The sequence below is a fragment of the Pseudoalteromonas sp. BMB genome (genome assembly GCF_001709235.1).
In the GTDB taxonomy this organism is placed as follows: Bacteria; Pseudomonadota; Gammaproteobacteria; order Enterobacterales; family Alteromonadaceae; genus Pseudoalteromonas; species Pseudoalteromonas maricaloris.
The window spans coordinates 1-345 of record NZ_MBQA01000110.1 but is presented as its reverse complement, the minus strand read 5'-3'; the positions used below and the strand labels follow the sequence as shown (position 1 = coordinate 345).

At 43.5% G+C, this 345-nt stretch carries 1 protein-coding gene; it reads left to right on the top strand.

The window, feature by feature from the left end; translation table 11 throughout:
• Positions 1-36: 36 nt before the first annotated feature.
• A partial coding sequence (locus tag BB427_RS08270; protein WP_139119045.1) for a reeler domain-containing protein occupies positions 37-345 on the top strand: 309 nt, incomplete at its 3' end.

Below are 345 nucleotides of genomic sequence, written 5' to 3'. Positions count from 1 at the left end.
AGATACATCGCCAGCACCTTGCCGTAATCAATTACCATGCATCTCCTACTATTTACTGTTATTGGTGCCCTGATGGTAATGGTCTCTGCACACCCAACTGGAGGTGATATAAAATCCTGTGGCAACTTGGAACCCCAGCACCATGAAGATAAAGACGATTCGAAACCTCATCACAAAACGCAGACAGGTCCTTCACCTTATAGCATTACTTTTCAACCAGAAAGTGTGGCACCCGGAGAAGTCGTTCAAGTAAAAATTGAGGGAGATGTATTCAAGGGTTTCATGATCCAAGGCAAGGACTACAATACTGGCGAAATTGTTGGAGCATTTACATCAGGTGAAAAA